10 protein-coding genes are annotated in these 15526 nt (G+C 54.3%); 8 read left to right on the forward strand and 2 right to left on the reverse strand.

Going from position 1 to position 15526, the window contains the following annotated elements:
• Positions 1-44: 44 nt before the first annotated feature.
• On the forward strand, positions 45-1391 hold the full coding sequence (locus Poly51_RS25690; RefSeq protein WP_146461483.1) for a hypothetical protein: 1347 nt from the start codon (positions 45-47) through the stop codon (positions 1389-1391).
• On the opposite strand, the gene Poly51_RS25695 is transcribed toward Poly51_RS25690, so the two are convergent.
• On the reverse strand, positions 1392-1574 hold the full coding sequence (locus tag Poly51_RS25695; RefSeq protein ID WP_146461485.1) for a hypothetical protein: 183 nt from the start codon (positions 1572-1574) through the stop codon (positions 1392-1394).
• Between Poly51_RS25695 and Poly51_RS25700 the strand changes: the two genes are divergently transcribed.
• From Poly51_RS25700 to Poly51_RS25730, 7 genes are all read left to right on the forward strand, one after another.
• Entirely contained in the window at positions 1573-2724 is a 1152-nt protein-coding gene (locus Poly51_RS25700) for a glycosyltransferase family 4 protein (protein ID WP_146461487.1), read from the forward strand. The two genes, Poly51_RS25695 and Poly51_RS25700, sit on opposite strands and share 2 nt — an antisense overlap.
• Positions 2724-3869, forward strand: coding sequence for a glycosyltransferase (locus Poly51_RS25705; protein ID WP_146461489.1), 1146 nt, complete (start codon positions 2724-2726; stop codon positions 3867-3869). Before Poly51_RS25700 ends, Poly51_RS25705 begins: the two co-directional genes overlap by 1 nt.
• Positions 3870-3982: 113 nt before the next feature.
• The gene (xrtU, locus tag Poly51_RS25710; protein WP_146461491.1) at positions 3983-5707 is read left to right on the forward strand and encodes an exosortase U; all 1725 of its coding nucleotides are present in this window, start codon (positions 3983-3985) and stop codon (positions 5705-5707) included.
• Between the two features lie 6 nt (positions 5708-5713).
• Complete coding sequence (locus Poly51_RS25715) at positions 5714-7495, forward strand: hypothetical protein (RefSeq protein ID WP_146461493.1); 1782 nt, start codon at positions 5714-5716, stop codon at positions 7493-7495.
• A gap of 285 nt (positions 7496-7780) precedes the next feature.
• Positions 7781-10249 carry a polysaccharide biosynthesis tyrosine autokinase gene (locus Poly51_RS25720; RefSeq protein WP_146461495.1) on the forward strand — a complete coding sequence of 823 codons (2469 nt, stop codon included), beginning with the start codon at positions 7781-7783 and terminating at the stop codon, positions 10247-10249.
• A 157-nt stretch (positions 10250-10406) separates the two neighbouring features.
• Positions 10407-12173: an exosortase U gene (gene xrtU, locus Poly51_RS25725; protein WP_146461497.1), complete on the forward strand. Its 1767-nt coding sequence runs from the start codon at positions 10407-10409 to the stop codon at positions 12171-12173.
• Positions 12170-13747 (forward strand): tetratricopeptide repeat protein, encoded by a 1578-nt coding sequence (locus Poly51_RS25730; protein ID WP_146461499.1) that lies wholly within the window; start codon positions 12170-12172, stop codon positions 13745-13747. The genes xrtU (Poly51_RS25725) and Poly51_RS25730 overlap by 4 nt, the downstream gene beginning before the upstream one ends.
• A 127-nt stretch (positions 13748-13874) precedes the next feature.
• On the opposite strand, the gene groL is transcribed toward Poly51_RS25730, so the two are convergent.
• The gene (gene groL / locus Poly51_RS25735) at positions 13875-15491 is read right to left on the reverse strand and encodes a chaperonin GroEL (protein ID WP_146461502.1); all 1617 of its coding nucleotides are present in this window, start codon (positions 15489-15491) and stop codon (positions 13875-13877) included.
• Positions 15492-15526 lie beyond the last annotated feature (35 nt).

Here is a 15526-nt window from a genome sequence, read left to right on the forward strand (position 1 = left end):
GTGGCGTGTGACATTGCCACGCTCACTGAGCTAACAGACTTTTCGTGCTTACACTCGTCTCATACGCAACAATCGTGGTCGCCGTCTTTTTGGCTTACAAGTCGAAAGATCGGATGGGGTATGCGCTGGGGCTGATGTGGTCGATGTACGCGTGGGAGCAATTGCTTCAGCAGGGGAATTCGTTTCTGCTCCAACGCAGTTCCTTCATCAATATCGGTTTGACGTTGCTGGCGATCGGGGCGGTTCTTCTGGCGTACCCGCGCGGTGAATTGAAGTACTTTCGTTTTCAGATGCCGCACCTGACCGTCATCTGCTTGCTCACTTTGGCGGTCGCTTCGTCACTTTGGACGGTCAGTCCGCGCGATACTGAAGAACAACTGATTACGGCGGCGCCGTACTTGTTTGCGTTTGTGATCGTCTGCCCTTTCTTGGCCCAAAATCCAAAGGCCGTTAACGATGCCATTACGGTGACGATCTATTTTGGAGCCCTGGTGCTAGTTGGACTTCTGTTCAGCAATTTCGGCGTACGCGGGGTCGTGCTTGCGAAAGTCGCGGGTGTCGAAATTGAAGGCAACCCTTTAGCGACGGCTTCCTACGCCGGGATTGTGGCGATCTGTTCCGGATTCTCGGTCTACAACGACCGTTCGAATAAGGTGCTGATGTTAGTCAAGCTTGCGATCATCATATTGGCACTGTGGACGGTCGTCCGAAGCGGTTCCCGGGGTCAAATGATCGCCCTCGTCGTTTCGACGTTGTTGATGCTGCCACTGTCGGCGAAGTTGACCGTCAAACGATCGACGGTTATCCCGCTACTAACGATCGCGGTGTTTTGCTTGGGAGCGATCTTTGCGATCGACTACTTCTCGTTATCGGCTCGCTGGCGATGGGAGAGCATCGACGGCGCTCGTCATGGACGTTTCCAAATGGTGGCACGACTACTCGAGTTCTGGGCCGATCGCGGTCCGTTCACTTGGATCGGCGGCCTTGGTTCAAGCAGCTCATTTAAGATCGTCGGCTTTTATCCCCACTGCGTTCCCGCGGAGGTCTTGGCGGAGCTCGGTTTGGTCGGTTTTGGACTGCTCGGCCTCTTCGTTTACGGCGTGACTAACCGAGGACTTTCGTTTCTGAAGTCGACATCGATTGATCCGTCGACGCGATTGGTCATCGGTACGCTGTTCACCATGTTCTTTTTTGACGGACTCCTTGCCCTGAAACAGGGAAGTCTCCTGGGATCACCGTTCTTTCTATGTCACGGAATATCAATCGGGTTGGCTTGCGGCACGGCAATGATGCACGAAAAAAGCAAGCGTCCTATTCAACGCCCGGCCCGAGCGACCGCGGCCATTCCCAGCAGTGATAGGAATCCATCTCGGCGAGGATTGATCCAATGATCAAATCAGCGTATCGTCGCAAATCATCGTTTCGGTCGGGCGGATTTCGGCCCCGGTATCACTGCACTGGAATTGAGCGGACAAAGCAAACGTCCGAACGACGGACGTTGATGGGATACGAACGATTTTACTTCCGTGACTTGGGTGATGTGTTTGCGTTTGACCAGCGGAGTCGATTGTCATGAACGATTCCTACTTCGACGGCACACTCCTGGTACGGCAGCGAAGCTTGCCTTCGTATCGCGTACCTCTGTTTCAGCGACTCGGGCAAATGTGCCGGCGTTTGGTGTTGATCACATCGCAGTCGCCGACGGAGGACTCGATGGTCGAGGCCGAACAATTGAATCACGCCGAGTGGACTCGATTGACCGGCAAATCGCTGGGCAAAGGCGTGTCGCTAATTTATTGGCAGTCAGGATTGACTCAAGCGATCCGAAAAGTTGACCCCGATGTCATCATCACCGAAGCCAATCCGCGTTTTGCTGATAACGGCCGACTACGGAAGTGGGCCAGCCAGAATCGCTGCCCTTTGCTGGGCTGGGGCTTGGGAACGACAAACTTTTTTGGGCATGGATATACCGGGCTTCGACACTGGCATCGCGTTCGAACACTTGCACGATTCGATTCGTTGATCGCGTACGGTTCGCTCGCGAAAAAGCAATATTGCGAGGACCTGGGCTGGTCACCCGAACGCGTTTACGTTGCTCACAACGCCACGTCTGATGTGCCGCGGATCGACGCGGAAACGCTTCAGCGGCAACAAAACAATCGAATCGGTGAAACGTTTCACGTCCTGACAATCGGAAGATTGATCGCAAACAAGAGTCTTGAGTTGTTGCTTGATGCGAGTGCGATCCTGAAGCGTCGTGGCATCCCCATAAAGTTCACCTTCGTCGGCGACGGATCACATCGCGAATCCTTGATGGCGTACGCGAAACAACTGGGAGTGACGATCGACTTCCCCGGACACCTTGAAGGAGACTCTCTTGAAAAAGTCGCTAGTCAAGCTGACCTTTTCGTCTTGCCCGGACTCGGTGGTTTAGCGATTCAACAAGCCATGGCCTTTGGGTTGCCGGTCTGTGTGTCAGAAGCCGATGGAACAGAGTTTGACCTCGTGCGTTCGGAAAACGGGTGGAAGGTCCCGCCAGGTGACTCCGATGCTATCGCCGAGGTCATTGCCGCTGCTGCGGCGGACCGTCCAGCAACTTTTCGCATGGGACGTGAATCTCTGCGAATCGCGACCGAAGAGATCAACATCTCGACGATGGCGAGTAAGATGATTCATGCGGTCAATGAATCGCAACTTATCAAATTTCAAGGTGTAAATCGCTAGTGTCGTTGCGCGTCATCAATCTCGTCGATTCGCGCCGCCAGATCAATTTTGGGGTTTGGAATGCTGCAATTGCAACGTCGCCGGCGCTGCGAAAATTGGCATCGATCAAATCCGAACTTTGGTTTCCTAGGGAAACCAAAACGGCTATCCCGCCTGAGTTCCATACTCAGATCGATGGTTTCGAAGAGGTTGCATCTAACTCATCCTTCCGACGCCTGTTGCAGAGTCGGATGCAAGGTGACCTGCCTTTGGTCGTTGTCAGCCATGGCGCATGGCGAGATCCCACTCGATGGGCGGCCCATGCAAAGAGTCGTGGAATTCCTTGGATCTACACACCGCATGGAATGCTAAAACCTTGGTGCATGGACCAAAAATGGATCCGGAAAGCGATCTATTTTCGATTTTTCGAAAAGCCGATGCTACAAAAGTGCGATGTCATTCGTGCTGTCAGTTTGCCGGAGCATCGCGTTTTGGAAACGTTGCTGCCTTACAAGGATGTTGCCACAATTCCTAATGGAATCGAAATGCCGCCTATGACACGCAAGCGAGCTGGCGGAGTGATACGATTCGTTTTTTTGAGTCGACTTCACAAAGTAAAAGCGGTTACGGAATTGGTGACGGCGTTCTGTCGATCATCGCTTCGAAACAATCCGCAATTTGAACTGATCATTGCCGGACCGGACGCGGGTGAGGGCCCTCGGATCCAACAATGCATTCAAAGAACCACTACCAACAATGTTAGCGTACTGGGCGCCGTCTACGATGACGAGAAGTTTGAATTGTTAGAGTCGTCTGATTTCTTCGTTCTTCCATCCTACAGCGAAGGTTTTCCAACTTCGGTGGTGGAAGCGATGGGTCGAGGCTGCATACCGATCCTGTCCGAAGGGTGCAGTTTTCCGGAGGCCGAACCGCTGACGATCTTGGCATCTCCCGATGTCGACAGTATCGAGCTGGCATTGTTGAAAGCGGCTCATCTATCATCGACAGCCCGCCAAGAGTGGTCCGAATCGGCCGCAAAATTTGTACGGAATTGCTACACGGTTGACCAACTTGCACATCGTCAGATTGAGCTTCTGAGGCGTTTGACCAATATGGACCTTCCCATTTGCCCGGCGGTCGAAGTGAGCCAAGTCAATGCAGGCTGACAAGGCCAATCCACGTTTTGGAAGAGCCATTGCACCAGCGATTGCCGGTTCAGTAACCAACCCGGTCGCCGTTTCGTATTGGATGCAAACGCAATCGTGAAGAACGTAACGAAATGATCGAAGCTCACTCACCGACAAGAGAATCGACCGAGCCGTTCGCTGCCTCTTCAGCTTCCGAACCGTTAGTTCGTGAGGAATCCGTCCGCGCATTCGTTCTACATCGACGTGATCATGCGGCGGCATGTTTTTGGGGTGCCGTGCTGTCAGGCGTATTGCCGTTTTTGGTTAAGTATTGCGCAGCGATGTGGAACCAAGACCTCTACCAGTACTTTCCATTTCTACTGGCGGCCGTCTTTGGGCTAGCCTACTCTCGATTCGACCATCGCCTTTCTCTACCCAACGGATTTTGGGCTTGTTTCGCGATCGTACTGGCCGTCGGATTCTTGGTGCCTGCTGCGGCATTGCAATCGAGTTGGTTGGGTGCGATCGGATTTATCTTGTTGACGTACAGCTTTTTGGCGTCACAGACTGGACGCGATGGACGCTCGCTCGCCTATCTGGCGATCCCCATGCTGATGTTCTTACGAGCACCGTTGTTAGCGACTTACACCGTAATGAACCGGTTGCAGTTAATCACCACGGACATGTCCAGTATCTTTTTGGATGTGGCGGGTGTGCTTCACAACCAATCGACAAATACGATCGAGCTGGTTTCGAAGAATTTGTTCGTGGCCGAGGCTTGCAGTGGCGTTCAGTCACTCTTTACCGTTTGCTTTCTGTCTCTCGTGTTGTTGGTCTATCGGCGCCGATCATTGGCGGTCGTCCCCGTTTACTTGGTATTCGCTTTTCTATTTGCGATCGCCGGTAACGTAATTCGAGTGACGGCGATCGCATTGGCCGAAGAATGGTTCCGCGTCGATATCACGACGGGCTTCCACCACGAAGTGGTGGGCTACCTTTGTTTGGCGATCGCGGCGGGCATGCTGGTTTCGTTTGATCATTTGATCGGGTTGGTACCGGGTTTGACGCCGCGACGCCAGCAGAACGTCGCGGCCGCAACGCCGGTCCTCGGCGCACGCGAAACGAACGAGCCAGCCGAATTTTCGGTTGCCCGATCGGTACGAGACTTCAATCGTTTCCAACTGATTTCGTCGGGGCTGGCAATCGCATGTGGCCTGGCAATGGTCGTGCGTTATTCGATGAGCGAACCCGATATTCGACCGGTCGTGGCGACGGACAAGGTCTTGTTCGAACCTTCCCCGAGTTTCTTGAGCAGCGTCAACGCGCCGCTTCGCGTCGTATCCCACGAAGTCAATCGCGATGCACATGGCAATCGCAATGCGCGGCACGGAATGAATTCGGACGTGTGGACGTGCGGTATCGGATCGCAATCAGGGCAATTCGTACTGAGCCAGCCGTACATGGGGTGGCACGAGTTAACGATTTGCTACAAGGTGCAAGGCTGGAAGATGACATCTCGCGCGACCGTTGCGGTCGCGGGTGAACGAGAGCCCGTTGTGGTCGCGGACTTCGACTCTGAAGACGGCGTGCATGGTTGCCTCGTTTTTTCCGGTGTGAATTCAAACGGCAAACTTCCCCGAACACCCGGCCACTCGCCCTATTCCCGTGTTCTATCGCCCATTTATCCGCTTGTCATGGACGACTTTGCCGAAACATCCGGCAGCGCGCAAACATTGATGCTCCAGTACTGGATGATACAACCGCAGCCCTTTGACGCTTCGGCGAAGCAGGCTGCCGTCGACGCGATGGTGAAGATTCGCCGGCGTATCGCCGAGGACATCGGCCAAAAGTTCCAAGACGCTCTGTCGCAAGGCTGATCGGAAATGACGAACGATCTGAATAGCGGAACGCCGAACCCGACGCTGACGAAAAATGACAATCGTGATTTGACTTACGCTTCAATCACGATGGTTTTTGCGATCAGTGTCGCATGTGTACTGTTTTACGGGGCATGGTGGCGACGAGCAAAATTGCCGGAAAAGTACCGCGTCGAACACGACGCAGCAGTGACCCTTTACGAACGTCAAGTTGAAACCGAGATTGAAGATCGCGACCCCGATGGCTTTTTTGAATTGGGATCGCGGGTAGACGTACTGTCCAAACGACTGTATCGATTCACAACCGACCCGAGTCGACAATGGCAACGGTCCGAATTCTTGAGAGCCCACGCTCATCGATTGGACCAATTGGTTCAATCGCCGGATCGTTGGTCGGACCCGGGATTGCTTGAAGATGCGTTACAGAGAATTCGCGGATACTCGGCACAATCGGACGAATTGGCCGAAAAGGTGATGCGTTCCGAGTCGCCGTTCCAAAGCGAGGCCAACGTGCGTCGTATCGAAGACGCGATTGCACATGCGATGCCTAGTAGAGAATTGGCGCAAGCGTACCGAGAGGATCTGCGTGCGATCTGGCAATCCGATGCTGAACGGAAAACCGAAAACACACTTTCGCAATCGCCGACCGAAGCTGCGTTGGTCGCGGACCCAATCGCGGCAAAACGGCGAGCTTTGTTGATGATGACAGTCTTGACGATGGAATCGGCTTGGGATTCGGCATCTGCATCAATGCCGTTGATCGCCAACGAGACCGATGCCGCCGCGGCGGTTCAAGATTTGGCTGAGTTGAGGTCGGCCGTCGCATCGGAAACGGGTATCGAGGCGCACTTTTTGGATATTGCGCTCATCCTATGCCGGGCTCAGATCGAACCGGAGAAAACGGGCGAGTCTTCTTCGGACGTCACGTTGGGCGACGAGGTGGACGCGATCTACACCGATTCGATCATCCGTCAATCAAAATTGAAAACATCGACGCACGTGATTGATTGGTTGCCTGGCTTGGCTGCGTGCTGTTTGCAGGCCGATTGGTCTCGGGTCAACGAATTGCTTTCGAAGTTGTCTCGCCAGGACACATTGTCGAACTCCGAAATTTCGATGGTGCGACGATGGACTGCTCGATTGATATGCCGCTTGATCGTTTCTCTGGATCGTTCGCTTTTGAATGAAGTCGATGGCGCTACCGTTTCCAATGGTTTAAGTTTGGCCATTGCCTTGGATGCAGGTGGTGCAGAGACATGTTCGATGCTGCATACGATCGCACTTTTGCGGTCGGACATTCGCGAACCAAGTGTCGAAGAGGGCATCACATCACGGTTTCATGCTGCGATGGATGCGGCATTGGCGATGCCCAGCCAGCCTGCGAGTTTTGTTTCAGGTGTGATCGCGACAGGTTTTGACGACGACTCGCAAAGGCAGACCGAGGTCGCCGAGGCTGCTGAGATGCTGCAATCGGAACTACCGATGCGAGTTGCCTTTGTTGCTCTGTGGCAGTACGGGGTCACCGAAGGGGATTCATCGCCAGAAATAGGCTCTGCCGACGAGGCGTCCCAGTGGTGCCGAACGCTCGAACTGTTGCTCACATATCCCGAGGCCGATTCGTCCGGCAAAGCGTACTGTCAAATAGCCTTATCAGCGTGGCAGTTTCGCAACGGGCGCTTTGATGACTCCTATGCGAATTTGCTCCAGGCACGCGACCTTTTGGGTCCGGTTCCAGTTGTGGGACAGCTAGAACGGGCTCATGCCGCTCGCCAGATGTCAAAGCCGTAACCCTTGGTCCGCCCGGGGAACCATTGCCAGGAATTAGCGTCTTAACGGTTATAACGAAGATTGCTCTTACTATTGCCTTGGCGCTTGCTAGTCGCCGCAATTTGAGCTTGTTTTCGACGCTATCACGTTAGACTAGAGGCGTTCTCTACGTTCCTCGCTTGTCGGCGTGGTTGGCCTGAGAAGGTAGTGCACCTTTTCGCCGGTCGACCGCACTTCGGACAGGGCAGGGAAAGTAAGTTTCATGCCAACCATCCCCACCAACTTTTACCCCGCAGAATCTTCCGGATGAAAGTGCAACAGCTTACCGAGCCACGATTTTCTGATCCGAGTGGCGCTTTTGCAGCCCCTTCGGAAGCCGAAGACAAGGCCGTCAACATCGCCGATGCCGTCTGGCGATATCGATGGGCGGTCGCGATTCCGGTTGTCGTCGGTGCCGTATGTGGCCTGCTAATTTACTTGCAATTGCCGGAAACCTATCGCAGCACGACTCGCTTGATGATCGAGTCCGATAACCAAGCAGTCTTGGAATCGAAGAGTGGCGACGTGGTCGGTGGCGTTCCAGGACTGGACATCGTCGAGTCGCAACTGTTTAGCGATCGAGTGATGGCAACCGCATTCGGCAACGAACGGATGCGCCCGTTCCAAGTTGAGTTCGAAAGCAACCTTCGCGAGTTCAATGAAGTTGCGATCAAATCACTCGAACTCGAACCCGAGGTGGATGACCTTCGCACCGCCCAGTCGGTGGTTGCATTGCTGCACTTCGAAAGCGATGTCGAAGAGTTGTGCCAACCCGTTGTGCAATCGTTTAGCGAATCGCTTCAGGCTTACTACAACGAAAACTATAAGAGCAATCGTGGCGACTTGATCAACTTGATCGCCAAGGGAATGGAGCAACTCCACCCGAAAATGCTGGACTTGGAAGCACGTTACCGCGAATTTCGTCGCGACGCACCTTTGGCTTGGGATTCCGAAGGAATCGCTATCAACCCGCACCGGGAACGGCAACTTTTCCTCGTCGGTCGTCGCAGTGAAGTCGTCGAAAAACTACGCGAGAAAGCTGTCGAGGTCGCGGCGCTCGAATCGATCATTCGCGAGTCCAAGTCGGATCCGCTTCTGGCGCTCAATATCATTGGCGAATTATTGGGCAAGAGTTTTTCGATGCCCAGCACGCAAGGACGCCTGGAAGACCTGCAGCAAGGCGACGCCGAGCTAGCGAAAAACAACCTGGCCCAAGAATTGGTGCCGTTGATGATCGAACGAAACAAGTTCGAAGCCGAATACGGACCAAGTCACCCCTCGGTCAAAGTGCTTGATTCGCAGCTTGAGACGATGCGAAGCGAACTCAAGAAACTGGTTGAAGCGAAAACGTCTCGCGTGATGGAACTGATGAGCGAAACCTTAGCCGATCCAAGGGAGCGCGCCGTCGAGGCCGTGAGCGCCGTAGTCCTGGCATCGAAAGCACAGGTTGAACTGTTGAATTCGCAAGTCCGAGAGTTAGACGAACAGATTGCGGTTGAGCGACAATCGGCCGCCAAGTTGGCCCAATTCGAACAGGAAAATCACGCACAACTTCGCGAGATCGAACGGACTCGCGAGTTGCTCGACCAACTCGAAGAACAAATGGCTCGCGTCAATCTGGTCGAAGACGAACGAGGCACGCGAGTGATCGAATTGACGGCTCCTTCGCTGGCGTACAAAGTCGGACCAAGTTTGATCAAGACTGTTGGTGCGGGAAGCATTTTGGGCATCCTGCTCGGTTGTGGCTTGGCGATCTTGCTTGAGAAAAATGCCAATACGTTCCGCGATCCCGACGAAATTGCCGACATTTTGGGCGTCCCAGTCCTCACTCACATCCCCTTCTTTAAAGGCAAGGTGAAAAAGAGCATCAAGGGAGACATGAACCCGTACGAGAAATTCGACGGGTCGTTGGCGGTCGTTCACATGCCAGCATCGATTCCCGCCGAGGCGATTCGCTCGTGCCGTACTTCGGTGTTCTTTGAACTGGCAGGTTCCGGTGGCAAGGTCATCCAAGTTACCAGCCCGTTGCCCGGTGACGGGAAGAGTACCATTGCCGGAAACCTGGCCTGCTCGATCGCCCAAAGCGGTAAGCGGACATTGGTTATCGATTGTGACCTTCGCCGGCCTCAATTGACAGACAACTTTGATATGGCGGATCAGCGCGGATTGACGCATGTCCTCAATTGTGAATGCGAACCGCTTGACGCCTGTCACGCCACGCCGCTTCGAAACTTGTTCGTGATGCCAAGCGGTGCGATCCCGGCAAACCCGGCCGAAGCGTTGACGTTGCCCGAAATGGGCAACATGATGGAAATGCTGCGAGAGAAATTTGATTACATCCTTTTGGATACACCGCCACTTTTGGTCGTGACCGACCCTAGCATCACGGCCAGCTTGGTCGATGGAGTGGTTGTGGCACTGCGGATTCGCCGCAAGAGCCGTCACAACGCGAAAGAATCGCTCAGTATTCTGCGTTCAGTTCATGCTCGGATCCTGGGCATCGTCATCAATAACTCGGACGAAGCCGGATCGAGCGATGGATACCGCGGCTACGGATACTATCGCTACGGTCGCCACACCAGTCGCTACTATCGATCGGGCAAGGCCGGGAAGTCCCAAAAGCAGTCTCAGCCGCTTATCATTTCGGGCAGGGGATCGCGTACAGCTCCTGCGGCCGCGCAAGCGACTCAAACCGCGATGGGCTACGAAGGACACGATGATCATCTGGACTCGTAGCAAGCCCTGCTGACCGCCAAAATCTCAGCGGTCACACCGGATCGATTCGATACCATATCGGGGCCGTAATATTGCGGCCTCGTTTTTTTTACCTTGATTGATTTGTGAACGGTCTTGATCGTTCACTTGATTTTTCCCCTTTACGAAGCTCAGACGAATGTCTTCGGATGAATCCTTGGCGGCGATCAATCGCCAACTTGATGACCTTCACGGTGCACGCCCTCAATCTTTTTTGAATGGCCGCGACGGTGGAGCGATGTTTTGGCTAGTTTGCCTGCTGCCGACGTTGCCATTTTTGCTGGTCTATTTGTACGGGTTCGCGGGCGCGAGCGAGTTTGCATACGTGCCGCTTGCCTTTCTGCTTCCGGTTGGTCTGTATTTCCTTCGTGCCGACGGAGCGATCCGTCGCCCGCAGACGGCCAAGGGCTGGTTTCCGATCATCGTGGCGATGGTGTCCGTTGCATTGGCCGTGGTGCTGTCCTACCCATGGTTTTCGGTAGTCGGATTTGTCTTGATCGCGGGTTCGTTCCTGAGTCACGTTCCGGGAAAGTTGCGAAAATCGCTTGTCTATTTGACCGCGCCGCTACTGTCGATCTTGAAGCCGCCGTTTCAGCTCGATGCCTTCGTCACCGGGTGGGTGCATCGGCAAACCGCGTGGTATTCGAGCATCTTTTTGGATTTTCTAGAAATCCCTCACTCGATCAACGGAAATGCGATCCAGCTTTTCGAATTGGAAATTTTGACCAGTGATGTCAATGCAGGCTTCATTTCTGTCTACGCCATTCTGTTTCTCGCATTCGCGATGATGGCGTGGAAACGGGTGAGCCTCTGGCTGGTGCCTGCGTACGCCATTGCGGCCGTCATGACGACAATCGCAATCAATTCGGTTCGTATCGTGGTGCACGTTTTTGCGATCCAATCTTTGGAGATCGAAATCACAGAAGGCTGGAGAGCCGCAGCCGTTACCGCGGTAACCACCGCGTTAGCGTTTGCCGTTTTGTACTCGTTCCATTTTCTAATCACGGCCTTCTTTCACTTTATCGAACCGAACCGTGAAGCCGGCGTGAACCCACTGATCTACGTGTGGAATCAGTCTTCGTACATGAACGAGAATCGTGCGTTCGAAGAAATGTCTCGGTTCCAATCTCGCGAACGTGACGGCGAAAGGACGTTGATGTCAAAGTCAGCTTGGGTTGCGATCGTGGCATCCGGCTTGGTCTTGGCGTCGTTGTCCACATTCCAGGCCTTTCGCGCATCCCCGTCGACGGACGAGAGTGTGTTGGCTACCGAACCACTGTTGATACCGGACGAAAGCCTTTTCACTTCGGTTGAAGGTGTGTCGACGAAAATCGAATCTCATGATTTTGTTTTGTCGGAAGCTTTCCAGGGCGGCTCGATGCGAAGTGATACGTGGGAGGGCACCTACGGCAAATCCAGCGTGAAAATCCAGATAACCCAACCGTTGGTCGGTTGGTGGGAACTGTCGAATGGATACAAGCAACTCGGTTGGGAAATTCTTGACCGCGACACCATCGATGTGACGGAGGACGGCTTCGCCATCGAAGAAGACGATCCTACACATTTGGCGATGCCGTTTGTGTACGCTCGCCTACGTCAAACAGAGCCCGAAGAGTTGCAAAGTTACCTATTCTTTTCGTCCGTCGATTCGGCCGGCCTGATCGGTGGAGCACCCACCGCATTTGAATCCTTCGGAAAACGACTTCGGCGGCGGATGGGTTTAAGCGCAGACAACCTTGAAGCGGTTGCGATGATTCAGATGTGGGTCGTATCGGCCGATCGGTTGTCACCGTCAGATTTACGTGAACTGCGCGTTGCGTTCGTCAAGTATCGCGATGCGTTGTCTGCCAAACTTCGCGGACCCAAGAAATCCGACACATTTATGACAACGGAGGCGTCGCAATGAGCGAGTATTTGAACCCCATCAAGTGGATGCGTTGGGCCAGCCAGTTTGTTTCGAATTGGTTTTTGTCGCTGCCGCTTCGCGATTTGCCCAAGGGCGCACTTGCCATCATCGTGGTCGGCGTGATGTTCCTTTGCGCGATCGCGGCTCAGTCGGAAACTTCGGATTGGCGCGGGCGATTGCTTGACCGCCAACTTCAATCTGCGTTCGAACGCGACGACTTTGGAACTGCGGAACTCGTATTGAATCGCAAGATCCGCAAAGCCCCCAATGATCCGCAGTTGTTGTTCCGCCTTGGGTTGACCAAGGACGCATTGAACGAGAAGGAAACCGCATCCAGTTTGATGCGAGACTTAGTCGCGGTGAAGCGACATGATCCCGCGGCGCGATGGTTGTTGCAGAACAAATACATCGGGAAAGACTGGGCCAATCTTAGCGAAGAAGAAAAAGCCGAGTTCGGAAGCCTGCTGGCGTTGATTTACAAAGAGGCACCCGATGATGTCTCGATCAAACAGATGTACGCTGACTATTTGATCGCTTCGATGGACTATTCCAAAGCCATCCCGTTGCTGGATGACCTGGCTCGAACCCAGCCGATGCGAGGACTTCAAGCAGCCGCCCTTTCACGTGTTCAAGGCAACACGGCGATGGCGGATCGATTGGCGAAGAGAACCTTAGATTCGGTTGAAAAATTGTTCGAAGAAGATCCAACCAATTCGGTTCTCGCGCTCGCGGTGGCACAGAATCAACTGTTTCTGGAACGCCACGCCGAAGCCGTACGAACGCTCGAACGCGGTATCACGCGAGCAAAGTCCGACGAAGACAAAGCCCGCTTGTCGATGGCGATGGGCGATTGCATCGTATCTTGGGTCAATTTCATTCAAGCTCAACCGTCAGTCACCAATGCTGATCGAATGCGTATTTTGAAGATGCTGCAAGTAGCACTTCGTTTTGCACCCAACAGCCCGCGCGTTTTGACGTTGGTTGCCGACCAAGTGCTTGCAATGATGAACGAAGAAGACGAACAGTTGCTAGCCGTTCGCAATGCACTGGTCCAAGGAAGTTCCCCCGGTATCGCTCACTTCATTCGCGGGACGGCGGCCTTGATCAAGGGCGACATTGCACGGGCGGAAACATCGCTGCAGTTGGCGGCGACCGAGTTGCCGCAGAGCGGCGCGATCTTGAACAACTTGGCGGTTGCCTTGACCATGAAAGGCAATGACCACTTGGAACGAGCACTGAAGATCTCGCAACAAGCCATCAGCCAGACTCCGCAAGCGACGCCCCACTTTTTTGAAACGCGGGGCCAGATCCTGTATCGCCTAGGTCGATTCCAAGAAGCGGTCCCCGATCTCGAACGTGCACTCTCCGTCCCCGACTTGGCAAGAAACGCTCACGTTGCGCTGGCGGCCTGCTATCAAGAACTCGACGAACCGGAACTTGCCAAATTGCACGCCGAAGCGGCGGAAGAAAACGCCCCCGCTGAAAAGGAAGCAGAGCCAGCGGCGGTCGAAGATTTCGAAATTGAAATCAAAGAAGAGCAGCCCGAAACGTCCGACGCGGAAAACGCAAAGTGAGTCTCCGTTGCCACTTGTCTTAGTACCCCAATAAAAAACGGCCGACATTTGTCGGCCGTTTTTCGTAGGTCAGGAATTTCTGCCTGACGCGTTTGATCGAATCGGTCGGCGAAGGCCGACCCGATTCTTAGTACATGTCGTGGTCGCCGCCGGTGCCGGCCTTCTTGCCCGTCGGCTTCTCAGCAACCAACGCATCGCTGGTCAGCAACAACGTCGCAACCGAAGCCGCATTGGCCAATGCCGTGCGAGTCACCTTGGTCGGGTCGATGACGCCAGCTTTGACCATGTCTTCGTAGACGTCGGTCAATGCGTTGTAGCCATCGTTGCCTTTGCCGGCCAACACTTTCTCGCAAACGATGCCGCCGTCTTGGCCCGCATTTTCCGCGATCATGCTCAATGGTGCGCGGCACGCACGGATAACAATGTTGTAGCCGACGATTTGGTCTTCGGTCAGCGTGTCCGCTGGCTTGACCGACGCAGACGAACGCAGCAACGCGACGCCACCACCTGGCAAAATGCCTTCTTCGACAGCGGCACGTGTGGCGTGAAGGGCGTCTTCGACGCGAGCTTTCTTTTCCTTCATTTCGCTTTCGGTTGCCGCACCGACGTTCACCTTCGCGACACCGCCGGCCAACTTCGCCAATCGCTCTTCCAGCTTCTCGCGATCGTAGTCGCTGGTGCTGTTTTCGATTTCGCGGCGGATTTGGTCGATCCGAGCCTTGATGTCGGTGCTCTTGCCCGAGCCTTCGATGATGGTCGTGTTGTCTTTATCGACAATAATCTTCTTGGCGCGACCGAGCATCGGCAAGTCGACGGTTTCCAGCTTCGTGCCCAGGGCTTCGAAGATCGCTTGGCCGCCGGTCAAGATCGCGATGTCTTCCATCATAGCCTTGCGACGATCGCCGTAACCGGGTGCCTTGACTGCGCAAACGGTGAAGGTGCCGCGAAGGCGGTTGATGACAAGAGTCGCCAACGCTTCGCCATCGACGTCTTCGGCGATGATCAGAAGTGGCTTGCCTTGTTGGACGACTTTTTCCAGCAGTGGCACCATATCCTTGATGTTGCTGATCTTCTTTTCGAAAACCAGGATGTAGGCGTCTTCCAACACGACCGACATGGCTGCCGAATCGGTCACGAAGTACGGCGACAAATAGCCGCGGTCGAACTGCATGCCTTCGACCCATTCTTGTTCCGTCTTCAGGCTCTTGCCTTCGTCGACGGTGATGACGCCGTCTTTGCCAACCTTGCTCATCGCATCGGCGAGCAAGTCGCCAATTTCACGGTCATTGTTGGCGGCAATCGTGGCGACATTCGCCATGGCTTCTTTGTCTTTGACCTTGGTGGCCATCTTGTGAAGCTTTTCGGTGATGTCAGCGACGGCGATTTCGATGCCGGTTTTCATCTGGATCGGGTTAACACCCGCAACAACGGCCTTGAGGCCTTCGTTGAAGATCGCTTCGGCCATCACGGTTGCGGTGGTCGTACCATCGCCGGCGACGTCGCTGGTCTTCGACGCGACTTCGCGGACCATGCGGGCGCCCATGTTTTCAAAGACGTCGTCGAGCTCGATTTCCTTGGCGACGGTCACACCGTCTTTGGTGACGGTCGGGCTACCGAAACTCTTTTGAAGGATGACGTTGCGACCCTTCGGTCCGAGCGTGACTTTGACGGTGCGAGCCAGTTTCGAAACGCCGCGGCGAATCGCTTCGCGAGCTTCCTGGTCAAATGCAATGATTTTGGGCATGAGAGTAATTCTCGTCGGTGAAAAAAAGTGGTTTG

The organism is Rubripirellula tenax, from assembly GCF_007860125.1.
GTDB lineage: Bacteria > Planctomycetota > Planctomycetia > Pirellulales > Pirellulaceae > Rubripirellula > Rubripirellula tenax.

Coding starts and splice junctions, on each gene's coding strand:
- Poly51_RS25700 (WP_146461487.1), top strand. CDS start 1,573: ATGAACGATTCCTACTTCGACGGCACACTCCTGGTACGGCAGCGAAGC.
- Poly51_RS25695 (WP_146461485.1), bottom strand. CDS start 1,574: ATGACAATCGACTCCGCTGGTCAAACGCAAACACATCACCCAAGTCAC.
- xrtU (WP_146461491.1), top strand. CDS start 3,983: ATGATCGAAGCTCACTCACCGACAAGAGAATCGACCGAGCCGTTCGCT.
- Poly51_RS25715 (WP_146461493.1), top strand. CDS start 5,714: ATGACGAACGATCTGAATAGCGGAACGCCGAACCCGACGCTGACGAAA.
- Poly51_RS25720 (WP_146461495.1), top strand. CDS start 7,781: ATGAAAGTGCAACAGCTTACCGAGCCACGATTTTCTGATCCGAGTGGC.
- xrtU (WP_146461497.1), top strand. CDS start 10,407: ATGTCTTCGGATGAATCCTTGGCGGCGATCAATCGCCAACTTGATGAC.
- Poly51_RS25730 (WP_146461499.1), top strand. CDS start 12,170: ATGAGCGAGTATTTGAACCCCATCAAGTGGATGCGTTGGGCCAGCCAG.
- groL (WP_146461502.1), bottom strand. CDS start 15,491: ATGCCCAAAATCATTGCATTTGACCAGGAAGCTCGCGAAGCGATTCGC.